The 19,829-nt window shown below is 74.8% G+C and carries 11 protein-coding genes and 2 pseudogenes; 5 read left to right on the top strand and 8 right to left on the bottom strand.

Going from position 1 to position 19,829, the window contains the following annotated elements:
• Positions 1–46: 46 nt before the first annotated feature.
• From OYE22_RS05945 to OYE22_RS05935, 3 genes and pseudogenes are all read right to left on the bottom strand, one after another.
• Positions 47–529 carry a DUF456 domain-containing protein gene (locus OYE22_RS05945; protein WP_277319429.1) on the bottom strand — a complete coding sequence of 161 codons (483 nt, stop codon included), beginning with the start codon at positions 527–529 and terminating at the stop codon, positions 47–49.
• Between the two features lie 513 nt (positions 530–1,042).
• A pseudogene (locus OYE22_RS05940) lies at positions 1,043–1,378 on the bottom strand (helix-turn-helix transcriptional regulator); the annotation flags it as partial.
• A gap of 600 nt (positions 1,379–1,978) precedes the next feature.
• A pseudogene (locus tag OYE22_RS05935) lies at positions 1,979–2,170 on the bottom strand (helix-turn-helix domain-containing protein); the annotation flags it as partial.
• Between the two features lie 1,642 nt (positions 2,171–3,812).
• On the opposite strand from OYE22_RS05935, the gene OYE22_RS05930 reads away from it, so the two are divergent.
• The 3 genes from OYE22_RS05930 to OYE22_RS05920 all read left to right on the top strand — a co-directional run bounded on the left by OYE22_RS05930 (position 3,813) and on the right by OYE22_RS05920 (position 8,281).
• The gene (locus OYE22_RS05930; RefSeq protein WP_277319428.1) at positions 3,813–5,699 is read left to right on the top strand and encodes a protein phosphatase 2C domain-containing protein; all 1,887 of its coding nucleotides are present in this window, start codon (positions 3,813–3,815) and stop codon (positions 5,697–5,699) included.
• Between the two features lie 110 nt (positions 5,700–5,809).
• The gene (locus OYE22_RS05925) at positions 5,810–7,552 is read left to right on the top strand and encodes a pyruvate dehydrogenase (RefSeq protein ID WP_277319427.1); all 1,743 of its coding nucleotides are present in this window, start codon (positions 5,810–5,812) and stop codon (positions 7,550–7,552) included.
• Between the two features lie 327 nt (positions 7,553–7,879).
• Positions 7,880–8,281, top strand: coding sequence for an ATP-binding protein (locus OYE22_RS05920; RefSeq protein ID WP_277319426.1), 402 nt, complete (start codon positions 7,880–7,882; stop codon positions 8,279–8,281).
• Positions 8,282–8,549: 268 nt separating this feature from the next.
• Here OYE22_RS05920 and OYE22_RS05915 read toward each other — a convergent pair whose 3' ends face one another.
• Together OYE22_RS05915 and OYE22_RS05910 are read right to left on the bottom strand one after the other, a co-directional pair.
• Complete coding sequence (locus OYE22_RS05915; RefSeq protein ID WP_277319425.1) at positions 8,550–9,641, bottom strand: DUF2637 domain-containing protein; 1,092 nt, start codon at positions 9,639–9,641, stop codon at positions 8,550–8,552.
• Positions 9,642–10,125: 484 nt separating this feature from the next.
• On the bottom strand, positions 10,126–10,965 hold the full coding sequence (locus OYE22_RS05910; RefSeq protein WP_277319424.1) for a (2Fe-2S)-binding protein: 840 nt from the start codon (positions 10,963–10,965) through the stop codon (positions 10,126–10,128).
• A 182-nt stretch (positions 10,966–11,147) separates the two neighbouring features.
• On the opposite strand from OYE22_RS05910, the gene OYE22_RS05905 reads away from it, so the two are divergent.
• Positions 11,148–11,795: a GntR family transcriptional regulator gene (locus OYE22_RS05905; RefSeq protein WP_277324002.1), complete on the top strand. Its 648-nt coding sequence runs from the start codon at positions 11,148–11,150 to the stop codon at positions 11,793–11,795.
• Positions 11,796–11,903: 108 nt separating this feature from the next.
• On the opposite strand, the gene OYE22_RS05900 is transcribed toward OYE22_RS05905, so the two are convergent.
• Positions 11,904–12,731 (bottom strand): hypothetical protein, encoded by an 828-nt coding sequence (locus OYE22_RS05900; protein WP_277319423.1) that lies wholly within the window; start codon positions 12,729–12,731, stop codon positions 11,904–11,906.
• A gap of 226 nt (positions 12,732–12,957) precedes the next feature.
• Positions 12,958–14,160 carry an IS110 family transposase gene (locus OYE22_RS05895; protein WP_277319422.1) on the bottom strand — a complete coding sequence of 401 codons (1,203 nt, stop codon included), beginning with the start codon at positions 14,158–14,160 and terminating at the stop codon, positions 12,958–12,960.
• A gap of 1,852 nt (positions 14,161–16,012) precedes the next feature.
• On the opposite strand from OYE22_RS05895, the gene OYE22_RS05890 reads away from it, so the two are divergent.
• Positions 16,013–17,638 (top strand): phosphodiester glycosidase family protein, encoded by a 1,626-nt coding sequence (locus OYE22_RS05890; protein WP_277319421.1) that lies wholly within the window; start codon positions 16,013–16,015, stop codon positions 17,636–17,638.
• 188 nt (positions 17,639–17,826) lie between these two features.
• On the opposite strand, the gene OYE22_RS05885 is transcribed toward OYE22_RS05890, so the two are convergent.
• Positions 17,827–19,503 carry a PucR family transcriptional regulator gene (locus OYE22_RS05885; RefSeq protein ID WP_277319420.1) on the bottom strand — a complete coding sequence of 559 codons (1,677 nt, stop codon included), beginning with the start codon at positions 19,501–19,503 and terminating at the stop codon, positions 17,827–17,829.
• Positions 19,504–19,829: the final 326 nt, after the last annotated feature.

Here is a 19,829-nt window from a genome sequence, read left to right as displayed (position 1 = left end):
GGGCAGGGCCGACGCCGGCCCGGCCACCGCCCACACCCCCTACCGCTCAGCCGAAGATCACCGCGGCCAGCCAGGCACTGGTGATCAGCAGACAGATGACCAGCTCGACCAGGACGGCGAAGCCGATGGCGCGCAGGGCGTCGCGGGTGGAGACCCAGGCCGGGCCGTGCGCGCCGAGGCGGACGCGCTCGGCGGCGTAGAGCCCGGCCAGGAAGCCCGGCACGGCGCCGATCACGGGTAAGACGACGAAGCCGACGCCCGCCGCGCACGCGGCGAGCAGGAGCGTGCCCCGGGTGATGCCCGAGCCGCGCATGCTGCGGGCGGGCAGCAGCCACCTGAGCACCTGGTTGAGCAACAGCGCGGCCGTCGCCCCGGCCAGCAACGCCCAGGCCACCGAGGTCTGCTCGGCCATCGACCACCACAGCACTCCGGCCCAGACGAGCAACGGCCCCGGCACCCCCGGCAGCACGACGCCGACCAGCCCGAACAGCAGCACCAGGCCGTCGAGAACGAGCTGCCCAGTACCCATGGCCCCAGCCTGCCGGACCACGCCACCGACCGCTCATCGACGACGTTCCCTGGTGCTGGTGCTGGTGCTGGTGCTGGTGCTGGTGTTGGTGCGTGCTCGTGCTGGTCGCGGTCGCGTCGTTGCCGGGGGGCGGGGGCGGGGGGCGGGGGGCGGGGGCGGGGGCGAGGTACGGAGCGTCTCCGGGCCGGCCCGGCCCGTCGGGCCCTGTCGCTAGCGCGGGCCGTCGCCGTGGCTCGCGGGCTGGCCGGGCTCGCGGCGTAGGGCCGTGGGTCTCAGCCGCGTGGGCTTGTTGCCGTCCCGGAGCGTGGCGTTCGTGGCCCGGTCGGCGCCTGACCTCGCCGAGTGCCCGGTCGCGTACGCGGGGCCGTACGCCGTGGCTCGCTCGGGCGCGGCCGCGCCGCCGTGCGCCGGCGTGCGGGGCACCGGGGGGCGGGGCGGCGAAGGGGGCTGCGGGGCGTGGGGGCGGTCCGCCTCGGGCGGGGTGCCGGTGGCAGCGGTGGCCGGGCGGGGCGGGCGGGATATCCAGCGGAGCTCGTACGCGTGCCAGCCGAGCTGGAGCCTGGTCGTCACGCCTGCCCGCTCCATCAGCCCCTTCACCCGGCGCTGCACGGTGCGCAGCCCGAGGTCGAGTTGCTTGGCGACGCTGGCGTCGGTCAGCCCGGCCAGCAGCAGCGACAGTATGTCCAGGTCCGTCGCGTCCGGGCCGTCGGGCGGCGCGGGCGAGGCCGCCGCCGGTCGGGCCGCGCCGGGGCGCAGGGCCTCCGGCCGCAGCGGCACGGCCTCCCGCCAGACCCCCTCGAAAAGCGCGAGCAACGCGGTCAGCAGCCCGCTGGGGTGGACGACCAGCGCCTCGCCGCGCGCCCCGCGCACGCACGCCCCCTCGTCACAGGTGCCGGCGTACGTGCCGGTGTACGCGGCCGAGTGCGGCTCGTCCCGGGGCTCGGCGGGCGCGCCGTCGTACGCCTCGCTCGTGGCGCCGGGGCCACGGCTGGGCGTTGTGGCGCAGCACGGGCGGTGCAGCGCGACGAGCGCGAGGTGCCCGTCCACGGCCAGCAGGGTCGTCGGCAGCCGGTCCACTACGCGGACCTTGGCCTCGTAGCCGCGCCCGAGGGACGCCGCGAGTTCGCCGAGCGCGGCGGGGCGCGACAGCAGCGCCCGCTCGACCACCACGCGGTGGCGTACGCCGGGGCGCAACGGCACGCCGCGCGGCAGACGTTCCGTCGCGGGGACGAGCGCGCACACCTCGTCGGTAGCGGCCGCGAGCAGTTGCAGCGAGCGGTGGCCGATGGCGGTGGTGCCGCGGGCGATCTCCACGGCGTCCTGCGTCGCCGACCGGGGCACCCCGTTGCGGTACTCGTCGCTCAGGACCGCGACGGCCCGCTCGGCCCGCTCCAACTCCTGGCGGCGCCGGCCGAGCAGCGTGCCCAGCGCGGCGTCGGGGGGCACGGCGACCCAGCGTTCGGCGCGCCCGGCGGACCGGGCCGCGAGCCCCTGCCGCTCCAGGCGGCGCAGCGCCCGCTCGATGTCCTCCTCCGAGCGGAACAGCCTGAGGGCGAGTTCGGGAACCTCGGCGGCGCCGAGCGCCACCAGTGTCCGGTACGCCGACTCCTGCCCTTCGTCCAGCCCCAGTGCACTCAGCATGCCGCGCCCTCCAGAGAGTCGGTTAGCGAAAAGCCGGTTAGCGAAAGCCGGTGGGCGAGAAGCGGGCCAACGACGGACGCGACGGGAATACGCCGCGGCGTGAACCCGCCCCGCGCGGGCACACATCCTCGCACTGGCAAGCGCGTTCCTGCCCAGTCGATCGGCGGGGGCCAACCCCACGGTGACCGGGGCTGGTGCCTCGAACGGGGTGTGGAGACGTTCTGGTCTTCCGGTCCACGTGCGTCGTGTGCGGTGGAGAATATGGGCCATGAGCCAGCAGGGGGAACACCGCCACGGCCACGAGGACGACTGGTGGCGGGAGTTGTACGAGGCGGACCAGGGCGACACCGGTCCCGCCGTCGGTCCGGACTCACTGGATGACCGCTTCGACTCGGCGGCCCAGACGCTCGGCACACCGCCGGACCAGGCCGCGCCGAAGGACGCCGGTCCCCCCGTGGCCCCGCCCGAACCGCCACCCGCGCCCCGGCGCGAGGCCCCTGCCGCGCCCACCACGCCACCCACCCCGGCCGAACCCGCGCTCCCGCCCACGCCTCCGGCACCGCCTCCCGCGTCCCCGCACGAGGCTCCCGCCACGCCACCCGCACCCCCGGCGCCGCCGGTCCCCGCGAGCCCGCCGGTTCCCGCGAGCCCGCCGGAGCCCGCCCCGCCACGGGAGGAGGCGCAGCCGCCTCGGCAGCCGGACCCGCCCGTGGCCAGGCCGGGCGCCTCGGCGACGACGGGCACCCCGGCGGAAGCGCGTACCTCAGCGGAAGCACGGACCCCGGCAGAAGCGCGGACCTCAGCGGCACCACACGCTCCGCGGGGCCCGAAGGACCCGCAGGTTCCGGACGCCCCGCAGGCCCCGAAGGACCCGGAAACCCCGCAGGTGGCTCAGGCCCCGGAAGCGGCGGAGGCCGAGGAGAAGGCGCCGAGTGCGGCGGCCGAGGAACTCCCGTGGTGGGAACAGCCCGACACCGCACAGGTCCTGGCCTGGTGGGGGCCAACCCCCGATCCCCAGGCCCAGGCCCAGGCCCAGGCTCCGACGCCGGACGGGCCGGCCGCCGACGAGCCCGCCGCGCACCGACCGGCGACGTACGGTCCTGACTCTGCCGACCCCACCCCTGATGGTTCCGCTCCGGACGGCCCCGCCCCGGACAGTGCCGGCGGCCTGCCCGGGTCGCCGGACCCGGGCGGGGCGCCCGAGGCGTCTGGCAGCTCACAGGGCACGGGGCGGCGGGGTTCGGTGCTGGAGCAGGAGTCGCCGGGATCTGCCGGGGCCTCCGGACCGTTAGCGGGGGGCATATCTTCCGGCGACGCGGGCTCCGTTGGCGCGGTCGGGCCGACGCGCCAGTCGGAGGTGGACGCGGGCGCGGTCGGGGCGCCGACGGGGGAGGGCGCCCCGACGACCGGTGTCCCGGTGGCCGGCGCTCCGGTGGCCGGCTGGCCCTGGGACGTGTTGTTCGGGGGCGGCCCGCCCTCGGCGGCCGGGCGTAAGCCGAGGCCGACGGCGGAGCCGGGCCCGCTGGGGAGCGCGAGCCGATCCCGGCCGGTCGCGCGGGCCCCCTGGGAACCACCGCCGCCTCCCGGCACCGAGGGCGGCGCCCCTGGCCTCCCCGGTTACGGCACACCCGTCGGGTTCGCGATGCCGAGCCCCACGACGCCACCCAACGCGCTGCGTACCTCCGACGAGCCCGCCGCCCCGGCCACCGGCACCTCCCGCGAGACCACGACCCACCACCACCCCGCCGCCCACCCGGACGCCGCCCCCGGGCCCCGCTCCGACGCCGCCCCCGGCGCACGTACGGACCCGGGTACGCAGACCACCGCTGCCCCCGACGCCGACGACGGCGATACCGCCGCCGCCCCAGACGTCAGCGCCGACGACACGCCCGACGTCGTACCGACCGGCGCCGAACCCACCAGCGCCGAACCCAGCGGCGTACCCGCCGGCGACCCACCGACCCGCGACGTACCGACCACCGGCCTACCGACCCGCCGCGCGCCGGCCCGTGGCACACCGCCCGCCGACGTACCGACCCGGGAACTGCCGACGCGGGACCTGCCCTCCCGCCAGGTGCCGCCCCGTCAGGCGTCGCCGCGCGACGGGTCGCCCCCCGACGTGCCGTCGTCGTCCCGCACCGCGCCGACCCGCGACGTACCCGCCACGGCCCCCGGCCCCGCCGACCCGTGGAGTTCGCCCGACGAGCACCCGGCCACGACCGAGTTGCGCCGCCCCAGCGCTCCGCACCGGGGTCGTCCGAACGGCCCCGTGGCGGACCGGCCAGGGGTGGCCGCCACCTCGCCGGGGTCCGCCACCGCGTGGGGCGGAACCGGTGAGGCGCCCGTGGCGGGTGCCGAGGGGGCGGGTGCCGGGGCCGCGCAGCAGCCGGCCGGCCGGTCCGGGGCGCGGCCGTTCCGCAGCGGTCAGCCGCGCGCCGAGGGGGAGTTCATCGGGGCCCGCCCGCCGACGTACGCGGCCGAGCCGACCGCGCTGCCGCAGGCCGACGCCGCGGACCTCGACGCCCTGGTGCCCGACACCACGTTGGACGGGGCCAGCTACGGCCCGCTCACGCTGCGCGCCGTCTCCTCGCGCGGTGACTCGGCCCGCTTCCGTGGGGAGCCCCGCCGCGACGCGCTGCTCACCGCGCGCTTCGGCAGCGGGGACGAGGCGCTGTTGCTGGTTGCCGTGGCCAGCGGGGTCAGGGCCGCGCCGCTCGCACATCGGGCGGCCCGCGAACTGTGCGCCTCGATCGGCGGGGCGATCGGGCGCAGCCACGTCCGGCTCGCCGACGACGTGCACAGCGGGCGCCGCGCGGCGCTGAAGTCGGGGCTGCAACGGCTCACCGACCGGGCCTACGTCCGGCTGCGCGCGCACGCCCACGAACTGGGTCTCGACCCGACGGCGTACACGGCGTCGCTGCGCTGCCTGCTGCTGCCGGTCGCCCCCGACTGCCGTACCCGGGTCTTCTTCGGCGTCGGCGACGGCGGGCTGTTCCGGCTGCGGGACGGCGCCTGGCAGGACGTGGAGCCGGCTGCCGTCCCCCCGGCGGCACCGACCGGCCCCGCCGCCGCCGACGGCGGCCCCGCCCCCGACGGCAGCGGCCAGGCCCCGTCCGCCGCCGGCCCCGCCGCCGACCAGCGGCCGGTGGCCGACCCGCGGATCGCGGTGGGCCTGCCCCTGACCGGTGAGCCCGCAGGCGCCGAGCCGGGGGCGGGCGGTGGCGGCGCCGGCGAGTCGCGTGCCGCACCGGGCGGGCCCGGCGCGGAGCCGACCGGGGCGGCGGCCACGGGCGCCGCCGTCGAACCGTTCCGGTTCCAGGCGGCCGTCGCCCGGCCGGGCGACGCGCTGCTGCTGTGCAGCCCGGGCCTGGCGGAGCCGTTCACCGGGCAGCCGGCGCTCGCGGAGGCGCTGCGCGAGCGGTGGTCGCAGGGGGAGCCACCCGGACTCGCGGCCTACCTGGCTGACGTACGGCTGCGGGTGAAGGGCTACGCCGACGACCGTACGGCGGTCACCGTCTGGGAGGCGTAACCGCGCCGTTCGTGGGTTGATGGGAGGAACCGGGGCACCCGGCCCGGACAGCGGGCGCCTGCTCCTCGGCGCCCGGTACCCGCGGAACCCAGCGGAAGGGCGAGCGCGCGATGGCGAAGCAGACCGTGGCGGAGCAGTTTGTGGACATCCTGGTGCGAGCCGGGGTGCAGCGGCTGTACGGGGTGGTGGGCGACAGCCTCAACCCGGTCATCGACGCCATTCGCCGCACCCCGGGCATCGACTGGGTTCAGGTCCGGCACGAGGAGGCAGCCGCCTTCGCGGCCGGCGCCGAGGCCCAGCTCACCGGGTCGCTCGCGGCCTGCGCCGGCTCCTGCGGGCCCGGCAACGTGCACCTGATCAACGGCCTCTACGACGCGCACCGCTCCATGGCGCCCGTGCTCGCCCTGGCGGCGCAGATCCCCAGCAGCGAGATCGGCACCAGCTACTTCCAGGAGACCCACCCCGACCAGCTTTTCCGCGAGTGCAGCCACTACAGCGAGCTGATCTCCAACTCCCGGCAGATGCCCCGGGTGCTCCAGACCGCCGTGCAGCACGCGATCGGTCGCGGCGGCGTCAGCGTGGTGTCGCTGCCCGGCGACGTGGCCGGCGAGACGGCCCCCGAGCGCGCGGTCGAGCACGCCCTGGTGACCTCGCGGCCCTCCGTACGCCCCGGCGACGCCGAGATCGCCGAGCTGGCCCGCCTGGTGGACGACGCGAAGCGGGTGACGCTGTTCTGCGGCAGCGGCACGGCGGGCGCGCACGACGAGGTGATGGCGTTCGCGGAGCGGGTCAAGGCCCCGGTGGGGCACGCGCTGCGCGGCAAGGAGTGGATCCAGTACGACAACCCGTACGACGTCGGCATGAGCGGGCTGCTCGGCTACGGCGCCGCGTACGAGGCGACGCACGAGTGCGACCTGCTGATCCTGTTGGGCACCGACTTCCCGTACAACGCCTTCCTGCCGGACGACGTGAAGATCGTGCAGGTGGACGTCCGGCCCGAGCACCTGGGGCGGCGTTCCACGCTGGCGCTGGCGGTCTGGGGCGACGTGCGTGAGACGTTGCGCTGTCTGACGCCCCAGGTGCGGGTGAAGAAGGACCGCAAGTTCCTCGACCGGATGCTCCGCAAGCACGCGGACGCACTGGAAGGGGTCGTCAAGGCGTACACCCGCAAGGTAGACAAGCACATTCCCATCCATCCGGAATACGTCGCATCGGTGCTAGACGAGGAGGCGGCCGACGACGCGGTCTTCACGGTCGATACGGGGATGTGCAACGTCTGGGCGGCCCGCTACCTCACGCCCAACGGTCGGCGCCGGGTGATCGGTTCGTTCTCGCACGGGTCGATGGCCAACGCCTTGCCGCAGGCGATCGGCGCGCAGTTCCTCGACCGGAAGCGGCAGGTCGTCTCCATGTCGGGCGACGGCGGGTTCGCCATGCTGATGGGCGATTTCCTCACCCTGGTCCAGTACGACCTGCCGGTGAAGATCGTGTTGTTCAACAACTCCTCGCTGGGCATGGTCGAGCTGGAGATGCTGGTGGCGGGCCTACCGGCATATGGCACAAGCAACAACAACCCGGACTTCGCCCAGATCGCTCGCGCGGCGGGCGCCTACGGGGTGCGGGTGGAGAAGCCCAAACACCTGCGCGGGGCGCTGCGGGACGCCTTCGCGCACAAGGGGCCGGCGCTCGTGGACGTCGTCACGGACGCCAACGCGCTGTCGATCCCGCCGAAGATCCGCGCGGAGATGGTGACCGGGTTCGCGCTCTCCGCGAGCAAGATCGTCCTGGATGGCGGGGTGGGGAAGATGGTGCAGATGGCCCGCTCAAACCTGCGCAACCTCCCTCGTCCCTGAGCGGGGGGTGGTGAGTGTGGGTCGGCTGAGTGGGCATGCATGGTGAGAGCGCGCGTTCGAATCGCACGGTTCGTCGGACAGACGGGGATCGGTAGGAAAGGTTCGGGGCGGGGAGGTATGGAGCGTCAGCCTGCGCGGTTAAGCGATACGGACCTTCGGTGGGAAGCCGGTACGGCGACCGTCGGACGGAACGCCTCGGGGGAGGCCGCACGGATCACGAGGCAGACCAGGAACGTCGTGGGGGAGACCGGGGGAAGCGCCGGAGCGGTGGGAAGGGTCGCGGCGGATGACGCCGGCGGCGGAGCGCCCGAGGACGCCGAACCACAGATGACACGGCAGTTGCGCCGGGGGGAGCTCACGGGGATCTCCGACGTCCGCAGGGCGCTGCGCGAACTGCTGCGCCAGTGGGGCGGCAGCCCGGAGCAGGCCCACGTCGCCGAGCTGTTGACCAGCGAACTGACCACCAACGCCCTGGTGCACACGGACGGCGGCGCCGTCGTCCGGGCCCGCCTGCCGCGCGGCACGCACGCCCAGGTGGGCGGCCGACTGCGGGTCGAGGTCCGGGACTTCGCCGACGGCATGCCCCGACCGCGCCGGGAGGCGCCGCACGCCGGAACGTCCGGGCGGGGGCTGCTGCTCGTGGAGGCGATGGCCGACACCTGGGGCGTGCGCGAACACGGTGCGGGCAAGGTGATCTGGTTCGAGCTGGGGGCGGACACCCCGCACTGAGCCGCGCGGGAGGCGACCGGCGAGGAACTGCCCGGCCCCGGGGCCGGGCGGTGTGTGATCCGCGGCGTGCCGCCCCCCCGCCGCCCGCGTACGCGCCGGGGCAGCCGCACGGGACGTACCAGGTGTACGAGGGGTACGAGACCTGCGAGCGTACGAGACCCGCGAGGCGTACAGGCCGTGCCAGGAAGCGAGCCGGACGAGGCGCGGAAAGCGACGTGGCCCGTGCGGGGCGCTCCCCGCACGGGCCACGTTCACGGCGTGTCCTGACTCAGCCGAACTGGCGCTCGATCTCCGCGAGCTTCTCCTCCAGGGAGTCGAGGCGCGGGATCGTGAGCGTGTCGTCCTCGGCGGTCAGGTCAACGGTACGCGGGCGGCCAGAGGCCGCCGCGCTGCCCTCCTTCTCGGTGCTGGTGACCGGCTGGAGCGCCGGCCGGGAGAGCACGGGCAGATTTCCCGGCCGTTCGGCTCCGGTCGGGTCGGATATGGCACTCTCCGAACTCAACTGCCCGGCCGGCGCCGGCAGGCCGCCGCCGGCGTCCACCTGCCGCCCACCGCGTCGGCCCCACATCCGGTGCTGCCGGTTGTAGGCCCGTATGCGGGCGCGGTCCAACTTGTCCTGATCGCGCCGGCGCTGGCGCTCCTGGTCCTTCTGCCGCCGGTCCTCGCGGACCTCCTCCACGGCCTCGTCCAGCGTCCGCACGCCCTCAAGCAGCATCAGCGACCAGGCGGCGAACGTCTCGCGGGGCGCCCGCAGCCAGCGCACGATCCGGATCTGCGGCAGCGGGCGCGGCACCAGACCCTGCTCGCGCAGGGCGGCCCGGCGGGTCTGCTTCAGCGCGCGGTCGAAGAGCACGGCCGCCGACAGCGACATGCCCGCGAAGAAGTGCGGGGCGCCCGCGTGGCCCATGCCCCGCGGGGCGTGCACCCAGTTGAACCAGGCGGCGGCGCCCGCGAAGGTCCACACCAGCAGGCGGGAGCCGAGCGCGGCGTCGCCGTGACTCGCCTCGCGCACCGCCAGCACCGAGCAGAACATGGCCGCGCCGTCGAGCCCGAACGGGACCAGGTACTCCCAGCCGCCGTGCAGGTTCAGGTTCTGCCGCCCGAAGCCCACCAGGCCGTGGAAGGACAGCGCCGCGGCCACGGCCGCACAGCAGAACAGCAGCAGGTACGAGGCGCTGCCGTAGATGGCTTCCTTGCGTCGCCGCCGCTCCTCGCTGCGCTCCCAGGAGTCGGCGGGTGCGGCGGCTTCCTTGGCGGCGACCTTCTGACCGCGCGTCTTCAACGTCACCGCTACCGCGACCCCGACGACGGCCACGGCGACCGGAAGCGCCCAATCAAGCGATATGTCGGTCATTCTCATCCGGTGCCCCTTGCCTCGCTTCCGTGACGTTTAAGCCGCAGTGCGACCTATCGCGGGTCATCTTGACGGAACCGGACCTAGTCCTAGGGCGTTTCCGGGCAAGAGGACGCCAACGGAGATCCCGGGCATCCGGATAGGTGCGATGCGGGCCGAACGCGGGCACGATGACGCCGCGTCGCGTTCGAGTCGCGAAACCCGATGGGGTGAATCTACCGCAAGTGATTGGTGCGGTTGACCAGTTGCGGAGGCTTGATCGGCGACCAGTCTCGGACGGCCTGGTGTGAGGGCGTGTCCGGGGGCGCGCGTCGAGCGGTGAGGCCGCGTCACATCGCCGGGGGACACGTCACGGACAGGTCATCCGATGAGTCGTCAGCCTCCCGGAAAGAGTATGTCCTCGCAGGCGGGTGGCGCCTCACGGGGCGGCGCGCCCCCGGCAACCCGTCAGCTCAGGCCGACGGGCGGCACGTTGCGGTGCGACGGGGCGTCAGGCCGCCGTCATGCGCCGTACGCGCTCCGCGTCGCCGGTGCGCGGGCACGTCACGCAGGTGTCCTCGGGGCGCAGCGTGTAGAAGAGGCAGCAGCTCGCCCGGTCCCTGGTGCGCAGCGGCTCGCCCGCGGGGCCGGTCAGCGCGCGGAACCCGGCGCCGCCGACGTAGGGGGCGGTGGCGCCGGGCAGCAGTTGGCTGGCCGCGGTCAGCGCCCGTTCCTCCTCGCCGAGCAGGTGCCCGATGTGCCACAGGCCCTCGACGACCTCGTCCGTCACCATCCCCCACAGCGCGCGCGAACCGCGCCGCATGCGTGGCCGGAAGCCTTCGAGTACCGGCCCGAGGTGCTCGGCGACGGCGGACCGCACCTCGGCGCGCAGCGCCGCCTCGTCCGGCACCACCCGGGCGTCGGGCGCGGCGGCCGCCGGGTCGCCCGGCAGGCAGGCGAAGGTCGTAGGGCGCACCGTCATGCGGCCCAGCGTGCGCTGGAAGGAGACCCGGTCCACCGGGGCCCGGGGCACCCGTCGTTGGAGCAGCCACGGGATGGTGATCAACAGGCAGGCCGGCCAGGCGTAGCGGTGCAGGCCGAAGCTGGCGACGACCTCGGGCCGGCCGCGCTGCCCGTAGTCCCGCAGCACCTGCGCGTCGTCCCAGGCCAGGAAGGCGTCGAGGGCAGGGCCGCCCGTGGCCAGCTCGGCCGCGGTGACCCAGCCGTCGCCGGTGCGCGGGTCCTCGTCGGTGATGGTCAGCGCGGGGTAGACGGCGCTGAGTCGCTCGTACGCCGCCAGCAGCGGCCCGGGCGCGGAGGGTGGGGACGGAGGGGAGGGCACCACGGACATGAGCGGACCACCGAATCACGGGCTGCGACAGGTAAGGCTTACCTTACGCGAATCGGTCGGTGTGGGAATTGACGCGCTATCCACCTATGGTGCGTGAAGCCCGGAAAGTCCGGGCCAAGGCGGACAGGGACATCGCAGGGGGCCGAGTGGAGCAGTGTGCCGCGCAGGTGAACGCGGGCGGGTTGCCCGGGGCGCGCGCGGGGGCGGCGTCCGCCGTACCCGCCCTGCCGCGCCGGTTCTCGGTGCGCGAACAGGTGTTGGACGCGCTGCGTGCCGCGCTGCTCGCCGGCGAGCTGAAGCCCGACCGGGTCTACTCCGCCCCCTCGCTCGCCGACCGATACGGGGTCTCGGCGACCCCGGTGCGCGAGGCCATGCAGCGGCTCGCCAGCGAGGGCGCCGTGCACATCGTCCCCAACCGTGGCTTCCGGGTCGCCCGGCGTACCCCGCGCGAGGCCGCCGAACTGGCCGAGGTACGGGCCCTGCTCGAGGTGCCGGCGATCCTGCGGCTGGCCCGCACGGTTCCGGCGCGGCACTGGGCGACGCTGCGCCCGCTGGCCGACGCGGCGGCGCTGGCCGCGGCGGGCGGGGACGTGGCCGGCTACGCGGACGCGGACCGGGCCTTCCACGGAGCGGTGCTCGGCATGAGCGGAAACAGCCAACTCGTGCGGATAGCAGCGGAGTTGCACCGCCGCTCCCAGTGGTCGACGGCGCCCACCCGGGACCGCGCCGACCTGGTCGCCGACGCCGCCGAGCACGCGGCGCTGCTGAGCGCCCTGTCGGCGGGCGACGCGGTCGCCGCCGAGACGGTGATCCGCGCGCACTTCGCCTGAGGCCGGGGCGCGGGGCGGGCCGTCGCGCCCCCGCTCGCCCGCCGTGCGAGGCCCGCCCCGTACTCCGTCCCGGTCTCGTACTCCCTCCCGGTCCCGTACGCCGCCCGCTCAGTCAGCAGCCGCGCTGTTCTCGGGCGCCGCCTCCATCGCCCGCAACCGTCGCGCCAGCCAGGCCGGCACCCCGCCCAGCAACCGCACCAGGCGCCCGGCCTCGGCGCGCAGCCGGGCCGCCTCCGGCTCGGGCTCGACGCTGGCCAGCGCGACCAGCGCGGGGGCGATGCCGATGAGGTAGCCCAACTCCTCCCGAATCCTGAGCGACTCGGCGAACCCGTGCCGGGCCTCGGCCCGGTCGCCCCGTTCCTCGGCCATCGCGGCGAGGTGGCGCCAGGTAAAGGAGGACAGCAGCGCGTCGCCCTGCGACAGGGCGGCGGCGTGGGCGCGTTGGAAGGCGGCCTGCGCGCTGGACGCGTTCTTGGACAGGTGCTGGGCGAGCAGTCCGCGCCGGAAGTCGAGCAGCGGACGGGTGCGGGAGTCGGGACCGAGCAGCGCCGCCGCCCGCCCCAGCGCGGCCCGGGCCTCGTCCGCCCGGTCCCGGTTGCCGAACAGCGTGGCCGCGTACGCCAGGTGCCCGCGCTCGCACGCCGCCGCCCCGCGCTCGTCATCGGTGTGCGCGATGGCCTCCGCCGCCCGCAACGCGTCCTCGGCCGCCTCCCAACTCCCCGCGGTGAACATGCACTGTTCGGTCAGTACGGAGCTACGCAACCGGGCCGCCGCCGGATCGGTCGTGGCCAGCGGGCTGAGCAGTTCCGCGGCGTCGTGCCAGCAACCGCGTGAGCGCAGTCGCCATACCGCCGTGTGCAGAGGGTCGTCCAACAGCCCGGCATGGAGCCCGCCTCCTGGCTCTCTTTCGGAATCCGACGATCCAGAACGTGACATGGCGGTGTCCGCCACATTGCCCTCCCCAAGCGCGCCATCGAGCCGGAAGTCGTGCGCGCATCTCAACACGGAAAACAGGGCCCGGCCAAGGGGTAGGTGTGAATTGATTCACAAACTTGGATCTCTTCTGACCAGGTAATGACGGCCAAGCAGTGGTAGAGGAAGATCGCGCCGGGGTGAGGGCGGGTACGGGGGTGTGGGGCGGGGGGTGCCTCTATGTCTTTCGTCAAGCGGTGCGTGGGGTTTTGGGTTCGTAGAAGGTGCCGTCGCGGAGCATCGCAAACAGCACGTTGATCCGCTGGCGGGCCAGGCGGAGGAGGGCTTGGGTGTGGGTCTTGCCTCGGGCCCGGCAGCGGTCGTAGTAGGTGCGGGAGGCGGGATCGTGCAGGGCCGCGAAGGCGGACAGGAACATCGCCCGTTTGAGCTGCCGGTTGCCGCCTCTGGGCGCATGTTCGCCGTGGACCGAGGTCCCCGAGGACTTCGTCGTGGGTGCCAGGCCGGCGTAGGAGGCGAGGTGGGCGGCGCTGGGGAAGCTGGTGCCGTCGCCGACGGTGACCAGCAAAGTGGCGGCGGTCCTGACCGCGACCCCCGGAATCGAGGTCAGGACCGCGGAAAGAGGGTGGGCCTCCAGCAGCTGTGCGATCTGTGTTTCCAGAGCTCGTCGCTGTTCGTGGACGGCCGCGAGCGAGCGGGCCAGCGATGGGATCACGACGTCGAGCGTGCCGGTCCCGGGGACGACGACGCTCTGCTCGTCGAGCGCGTCGAAGATCTCGTCGATCAGTCGCTGAGCCATGCGCGGGGCCTTGGGCCGGATGACTTCAACGAGCCTGCGGCGACCGGCCTTTCGCAGGGCGGATGGAGATCCGTGGCGTTCCAGCAGCCAGGTCACGGCCGGGTGGTCCAGGCGCGGGCCGAGTACCCGTTCCAGGCTGGGGTGGAACTGGGTGAGCAGGCCGCGTATCCGGTTGGAGGTGCGGGTGGCCTCGGCCGCCAGGTCCTGGTCGAAGCCCACCAGCACGGTCAGCTCGGCGGTGATCTCGTCGGTCGGTTGCAGCGAGCGCAGGGTGTGCGGCATCGTCCTCGCGGCGTCAGCGATCACGGCCGCGTCGCGGGCGTCGGTCTTCGCCTCGCCCGGGTAGAGGTCGGCGATCCGCCGCATCGAGAGTCCGGGCAGGTAGGCGACCTTGCAGCCGGCGTCCCGGGCGACCGTCAAAGGCAGGGCTCCGATCGAGGCGGGCTGGTCGACGATCACCAGTACGGTGCCGAACTTCGCGGCCAGCTTGTCGAAGACGGCCCGCAGCTTCGGTTCGCTGTTGGGCAACTGCTTGTCGAAGACCTTCTTGCCGGCCGGGGTCAGCCCGTGCCCGTGGTGGGCGCTCTTGCCGACGTCCAGGCCGAGAAAGACGCCCACGTCGTCGATGTCGTCCAACCCATCCTCCCGAGCGGGGTTCGTGCGGTGCTGGCCAGGGCGTTGGCGTCGTTTGCGCGCATCCACGTTATGCAGACCTACTCGCCCGCGAGCGGCCTGGCATTGCGCCAGGCCAGGCGGTGGTCGGACCTCTCATCAGCGTCTCCAACGGCGCCTCTCGGACCCGGTAACACCACCCCCCAGGTCATCTCTTCGACAGAGGGGGAACAGTCATGCCGGGCCCGGAGGCCAGCGGTCCCCTTGCGGAACCGCAAAGAAGATAACGGGGGGGGGCTGGTTTTGGTGGTGTGCTGGGTGGGGGGGGACATCCCCCCGCGCGCGGGGACCAGGTCCTGCCAGTTGTAGTTCTCGTTGTCCCACCAGGGGACATCCCCGCGCGCGGGGACCAGGCCCGGCCCGTCCTCGAGATCAAGACGTCGCAGGGGACATCCCCGCGCGCGGGGACCAGCTGATGGGCGACGCTGGCGAGTTGGGGAAATCGCCGCGCGCGCGGGGACCAGACCACCGGGTGGGGCCCGTACTGGCTGGACGGGGGGACATCCCCGCGCGCGCGGGGACCAGACCACCGGGTGGGGCCCGTACTGGCTGGACGGGGGGACATCCCCGCGCGCGCGGGGACCAGACGCCGAACACGCCTGCGACCAGGTGGTCAAGGGGGACATCCCCGCGCGCGGGGACCAGGCCTCGTGCAAGGCGACACGGGCCGCGATGTTGGGGACATCCCCGCACGCGCGGGGACCAGGCCGCCGACGAGATGGCCTCACGTGGCGACGAGGGGACATCTCCGCACGCGCGGGGACCAGCGCGCGCTCGACGAGCCGGCCGGCGTCGCCCTGGGGACATCCCCGCACGCGCGGGGACCAGCGCACGCCCTCGCGCACGGCGCCTTTGGGGGCGGGGACATCCCCGCACGCGCGGGGACCAGCCGGCATCGCTTCCCACGTGCGCCCCATGACCAGGGACATCCCCGCACGCGCGGGGACCAGAGCAATTGACCTGGGGCTTTATCTCGTGAGACCCCGGTTTTCTGCAACTTCCATGGATCGCGACCTATCGCCCGACCGCGACGAATCGCCCATGTCATATCCTCCCGACGAGAAGCCTGTTCAGCCTAGCGTTGCGCTTCAGCAGCGCTCCCGACGAGCAGCGCCGAGGCGGCCGAGCGGGTGGCGGAGGGGCTTCTCGACCCGGGGGTGCCCGATGTCATGACGTACGAGCAGGACCTCACCGTGCCCGGAGCGGCGGGGGAGCTGTTAAGGCGGTCGAGCGGCGGCTCGGGGTTGTGAAGGTGCTCGTCAACAACGCCGCGCACTGGGAGGGGCCCGACGAGACGCTGACTCTCGACCACGCGGCGCTGACCCGGACCGACGGTGCCGACCTCTTCGGCCCGTGTTGCTGACGGGGCGAGTTGACCCGCAGGTGGCCGGTGGACACGCACTGTGAGGAGTGCTCCGTGGGGGCGTGCCGCGCTCGACCCGTTGGCCAGGCGGGTCGAATGGCCAACCTGCCTGGCCTGACCAGCGGAGAAACGGCGGCGAGTTGGGGAGTCGGGCGCGGTGTGGGCGCCGTGGGTCGCGTCGCATGTTCACCTCGGCGACGTCGGTGTGACCGCTGAGCGTTCCGGGGCGCTGCGAGGGTGCCGGCTGGGTCGCGGGTCGCGGCTCAGCCAAGCCGGGGTCGCCGAGCGGGGCCGACGGTGGGCCGTGGTGTGCCGCGCCCGGTCGGTCGGGCCGAGGCGGCGTCGACCGTACGGGACAGTGTGACCGGGCCGGGGCGAAGGTGATCGGGTCCGATCGGCGCGGGCCGGGTTGTGGCCGTCAGTGCGGCGGAGAGTGACTGAGGAGTGTTCGACGTGTTCAAGGTGTCCAGCCGTTCTCGATCGCTGCGGCCTGCCGCGCTGGCGGCGGTGCTCGTCGCGGCGCTCGTGGCGCCCGGCGCCACCGCCCAGGGCGCCGCCGTGTCCCACCGCGCCGCGTCCGGGGTGCCCACCGCGGAGGTGGCCCGTGGATGGGGCGGCGTGCCCAAGCCGGTGGCTGGTTGGGAACGGGACCGGCTGGCTCCCGGGGCCGACCTCTACCAGGGCGTCATCGCCGGCAAACCGGGCGCCGACCACTGGACGGTCACCGTGCGTGGCGCGGGCGGCGCCCACCTGCTGTCGAAGGCGGCGGCCGACACCCTGGCCGGCCAGTTGCGCACGGCGGGCTTCGAGCCCCGCGCGGAGCGCGTGAGCTGGCCGCGCGGCGCCGACCGCGTCGGACTGCTCGGCGTACGCACCCGGGTGGGCACCTTCGGCGGCCAGAACCAGGCCGACGCGCAGCGCAAGGCCCTGGCGGCGGCCGGCTTCGACGCGGTCAGCGAGTGGACCGGCGGCGACGGCGCGCCCGGTACCGGGCTGGCACAGGTGAAGGTGGCCGTCATCGACCCGGCCCGCTTCGACGGGAAGCTCGGTGGCACCTACGGCACCCACGTGGCGGGGCGCGAGAACGTCAGTGACATGGCGGCCCGCTCCCGCGCGCTGCTCGCCGTGAACGCCGGCTTCTTCGTGATGGAGAGCCGCGACGGGGTGCCGGGCGCGGCGGCGGGCATCGCCGCATACGACGGCGAGTTGCAGAGCGCCGCCACCAACGGCCGGGTGGCGATGGTGCTGCGCGGCGACGGCCTGCGCCCCGAGTTCCGCCACCTGAGCACCGACCTGCGGGTGCGCGCCGGTGACGCGTCCGCGGTCATCGACGGTGTCAACCGCGTCCCCGGCAAGATCCGCAACTGCGGCGGCACCGGCGGCGACCTGCCCACCGAGCGTCCGTCGCACGACGTGACGTGCACCGACCCGGACGAGATCGTGCGGTTCACCGACGAACTCGGCGCGGCCACCCCGGCGGGTGAGGGCGTGGAGGCCGTACTCGACCGCTCGGGCCGGGTGGTGGAACTGCGCCCGCGCGGCGGCGCGGTGCCCGCGGGCGGCAGCGTGTTCGCCGGCATCGGCGAGGGGGAGGGGTGGCTGCGCGAGCACGCGGCGGTCGGCCAGCGGCTGACCGTACAGGAGAAGATCACCGACGAGCGCGGCCGACAGGTGCGCCTCGGCTCCGGCGACGACATCGTCAGCGGCGGGCCGCGGTTGGTGCGGGACGGCCAGGTGGCCGTCGACTTCGCGGCGGACGGCATCGACCGCCCGGACGAGCCGTCGTTCGCGTACACCTGGGGCCTCAAGCGCAACCCGCGTACGGCGGTCGGCGTGGACGCCCGCGGCCGGCTGATCGTGGTGACCACGGCCGGTCGCCAGCCCGGCTACAGCGACGGCCTCGGCCTGCACGAGATGGCCCAGTTCATGCGGTCGCTGGGGGCCCGACAGGCGATGAACCTGGACGGCGGCGGCTCGTCGGCCATGGCGGTGAACGGCAAGCTCATCACCATGCCATCGGACGCGAGCGGCGAGCGCGCGGTGGGCGACGCGCTGGTACTCACGCGCCAGGCGCGCTGAGCGATGGCCTGCCGGCGCGCGGTGGGGTAGCGCGCGCCGGCAGGCCCACGGCCCGTCCCCCGATACGCGCCGGCCCGCGGCCAGGCCCGTCCCCCCCCGGTACGCGCCGGCCCGCGCCCCTGGCCCACCGCCCCCCGCCGAGGCGCCTCGTATACCGCCCCGCCGGCGGGAGGCGCCCCGCCGGGCCGTCAGCCCAGGCGCAGGGCCAGGAAGAAGTCCAGCTTGTCCTCAAGGCGGGACAGGTCGCGGCCGGTGAGCTGCTCGATGCGGCCGACGCGGTAGCGCAACGTGTTGACGTGCAGGTGGAGGCCGGCCGCGCAGCGGGTCCAGGACCCGTCGGCGGCGAGGAACGCCTCCAGGGTGGGGACGAGTTCGGCGCGGTGGCGGCGGTCGTACTCGCGGAGCGGGTCGAGCAGCCGGGCCGTGAAGGCGCGTCGTACGTCGTCGGGGACGAACGGCAGCAGCAGCACGTGTGAGGCCAACTCCTGGTGGCCGGCCGCGCACACGCTGCCGGGGCGGGCCGCGGCGACCCGGCGCGCGTGCCGGGCCTCCTCCACCGCGCCGCGCAGCCCCTCGGCCGACAGCACGGCGGCGCTCACCCCGATGGTGAGCCGGCCGTCGTCGGCCAGGCCGTGCGCCAGGGGTTCGCGTACCGCCGCGAGCAGCGCGTCCGCCCGCACCGTCGGTTCGGCGTCCGGCGGGTCCTGGGCCAGCGCCGGCAACGGCACCAGGGCCACCGCCTCGTCGCCGGTGTGGGCCACCGCGATCCGGTCCGACGGCTCGGGCCCGGGCGCTGTCGGGTCCACCAGGATCTCCTCGAGGAGTGCCTGGGCGACCGGGCCGCCGGCGACGTCGGCCCCCGACCACTCGACCCGGGCGACCACCACCTGCCAGTGCGGCGCGGTGCCGAGCCCGGGCAGCAGCACCGGGGCCGCGACCCGCAGCCGGGCGGCGATCTCCGCGGGCGGGGCGCTCGCCTGCACCAGTTCGAGAACCTCCTGCGCGAGCCGGCGGCGCACCGTGCGGGCCGCGTCCCGGCGGTCGCGCTCGACGGCGATCAGCTGGGTGACGCCCTGGAGCAGGTCGAGCCGTTCCTCGGGCCAGTCACCGGCGTCGGCCTCCACCACGAGCAGCCACTCCGAGAGCACCGTCTCGCGCACCTCGTGCCCCTCGCGGCCACCGCCGTCGACCGGGAAGAGGGAGTACGTGGTGCCGCCCGCGCCGGTGGTGACCCGGTGCGGCCAGCGGCGCCCGGCCCGTACGGCGGCCAGGTGTTCGCCCGCGAGCCGGGCCCGCAGCGCGGCGGGCAGCGCGGGCCCCTGCCCCGCGAGCGCCGAGCCCGCGATCTGGCGCCCCGTCGCGGACAGCACCCACGCGCGCAGGTCCAGGTCGCTGCCGAGCAGGTCGAGCACCACCTCCGGGCCGCCGCCCGCCGGGCCCGCGCTCATCAGCCTGCGATGCCGGTCCACGACGGCGGCCAGGTCCCCGGCCCGTTCGCTGGAGACCTGCCGCACCACGTGTTCGGTGATCGAGGCGAACGAGACGTCCTCGACCACCGAGAACAGCGGCAGCCGGTGCCGGGCGCACGCGACCATCAGGTCCTCGGGCACGGAGCCGAGTTCGGCCTCGCCGGCCGCCAGCCCGGCGACCCCGGCGGCCGTCAGGATGCGTACGAACCGCTCCGAGTCGGCCGGCTCGCGGTGCCAGGCGAGGCCGGTGAGGACCAGCTCGCCGCCGGACAGGTAGCGGCTGGGGTCGCGTAGGTCGGTGGTCATCACGCCGCGCACGGTGCGGTCGAGCTCCTCCTCGCCGCCGAGCAGGCGCAGGCCAAGGGCGTCGGTGTCCAGCAGTGCGCGCAGCCGCATCGTCTCGTCAGCCGATCTGTCTCGTGGGGCGGGCGCCCGGCTCGGCCGGGGAGCCGGGGCGGTGGCGCCCGGTTGGGGCGCCCGGGGTGGGGGCACGACGCGGTGGGCGGTCCCGCCGGGCGGCGCGGTCGTGGCGGCCGGCCCGTACGGGGTACCCGTGGTGTGGGTCGGGTGGGGTGAACGCCAGGGCACGCACTCCACGTCGTTCGTTCGAATCTACAAGACCGGGCCGCTGGCCAGCCAACTGCTTCATGCGTTCGGTGACTGCACCGGGCGTGTCGCGCCTCGGTGTACTGGGGGTAGGCCGCGTGAACTGGACATGACCA

Source organism: Streptomyces sp. 71268 (genome assembly GCF_029392895.1).
Lineage (GTDB): Bacteria > Actinomycetota > Actinomycetes > Streptomycetales > Streptomycetaceae > Streptomyces.
The sequence above is the reverse complement of the archived record's forward strand: the minus strand, read 5'-3'. Positions and strand labels throughout refer to the sequence as shown.

Coding starts and splice junctions, on each gene's coding strand:
- OYE22_RS05945 (WP_277319429.1), bottom strand. CDS start 529: ATGGGTACTGGGCAGCTCGTTCTCGACGGCCTGGTGCTGCTGTTCGGG.
- OYE22_RS05930 (WP_277319428.1), top strand. CDS start 3,813: ATGCCGAGCCCCACGACGCCACCCAACGCGCTGCGTACCTCCGACGAG.
- OYE22_RS05925 (WP_277319427.1), top strand. CDS start 5,810: ATGGCGAAGCAGACCGTGGCGGAGCAGTTTGTGGACATCCTGGTGCGA.
- OYE22_RS05920 (WP_277319426.1), top strand. CDS start 7,880: ATGACACGGCAGTTGCGCCGGGGGGAGCTCACGGGGATCTCCGACGTC.
- OYE22_RS05915 (WP_277319425.1), bottom strand. CDS start 9,641: ATGAGAATGACCGACATATCGCTTGATTGGGCGCTTCCGGTCGCCGTG.
- OYE22_RS05910 (WP_277319424.1), bottom strand. CDS start 10,965: ATGTCCGTGGTGCCCTCCCCTCCGTCCCCACCCTCCGCGCCCGGGCCG.
- OYE22_RS05900 (WP_277319423.1), bottom strand. CDS start 12,731: ATGTCACGTTCTGGATCGTCGGATTCCGAAAGAGAGCCAGGAGGCGGG.
- OYE22_RS05885 (WP_277319420.1), bottom strand. CDS start 19,503: ATGCGGCTGCGCGCACTGCTGGACACCGACGCCCTTGGCCTGCGCCTG.